The sequence below is a fragment of the Micromonospora sp. KC606 genome, assembly GCF_004348675.1.
Classification (GTDB): domain Bacteria; phylum Actinomycetota; class Actinomycetes; order Mycobacteriales; family Micromonosporaceae; genus Micromonospora.
This window is the reverse complement of the sequence record NZ_SMKN01000414.1, coordinates 1-1,114: the sequence shown is the minus strand read 5'-3', so window position 1 is coordinate 1,114 and position 1,114 is coordinate 1. Positions and strand designations below refer to the sequence as shown.

1 pseudogene is annotated in these 1,114 nt (G+C 78.4%); it reads right to left on the bottom strand.

Annotated features, from left to right (window positions below):
• Positions 1–908: pseudogene (locus E1193_RS32295) on the bottom strand (hypothetical protein); the annotation flags it as partial.
• Positions 909–1,114 lie beyond the last annotated feature (206 nt).

Genomic DNA, 1,114 nt, shown 5'->3' with positions numbered 1-1,114 from the left:
GTGCGACCCCACGCCTCCCCCGGTGCCCATGGTTCGGCACCCGGCACCGCGGGCTGGTTGGCTCCCCAGGCGGACGGGCCGTCCGGAGCCGCCATCGAGGCGGTTGTCCGGGCGGGCTGTTCCGACGGCGTCCAGCCGCCAGGCTCCGGCCGGTCGTCCTGCTGCGGCACGGATGCGGCACCCCACGAGCCGGTGCGTGTCGGCTCGGCCGGCGTGGGCCGGTCGTCCTGGCGCTGGTCGTCTTGGCGCTGGTCGTTCTGGCGCTGGTCGCCCGGGACGGCGACGGCAGCGTTGCCCCAGCCGTTGGCCGGTTGCTGCGCCTCACCCGCGTCCCAGCGGGCCGGTGCCGACTCTTCGGCCGGGGCCCAGGGCTGCGGTGTCCACTCGGCCTGCTGCGGCGCGCTGTTCCAGGCGTTGTCTCCGCCCTGGTCCTGCTGCGCGCCGGTGGCGCTCCAACCGCCGGAGCGGGCCGGGTCGTCCTCGCCGCCCCAGCCGGTGGCGGCCGGCGTGTCGGCCTGCGGCACCTGGGCCGCGCCGCGGCCGCCGTTGTCGGCCGGGACCCACCCGGGGGTGTCCTGCGCAGGCTGCGACGGTACGGGCACCGAGGCCCGGCCGGTGGTTCGGGGAGCGTCTTCGGGGGCGGACGCCGCGTTCCAGCCCCCGGAGTCGCCCGCGTCGCGCTGCGGTGGCGAGGCGTCCCAGCCGGCGGAGCCGTCCGGGTCGCTCTGCGGCGTGGCGTCCCAGCCGGCGGAGTCGCCCGGGTTGCTCTGCTGCGGAGTGGCGTCCCAGCCGGCGGAGCCGTTCCGCTCCTGGCCGCGCGTCTGCCAGCCGCCGGAGTGGACGGAGTCGTCCTGGGTGGACGACGTGGGCCAGCCGCCGGGTTGGGCAGGTTCGTCCTGCTGTGTCACAGCGGGCCAAGCGTTGCTGGCCGGCTCCTGCGGGGCCGGCGTGGCGTTCCAGCTGCCTGAGCCGTTCGGGTCGGCCTGCGCCGGCCAGCCGTCGTTCGACTGCCCGGCGGGCTGCGGCACCCGGGCTGCGCCACGGGCGCCGCTCTCGGGCGGCGCCCACGCCGGGGCGGCCTGCTCGTTCTGCGCCCACCCGGCCGGGGCGGGTG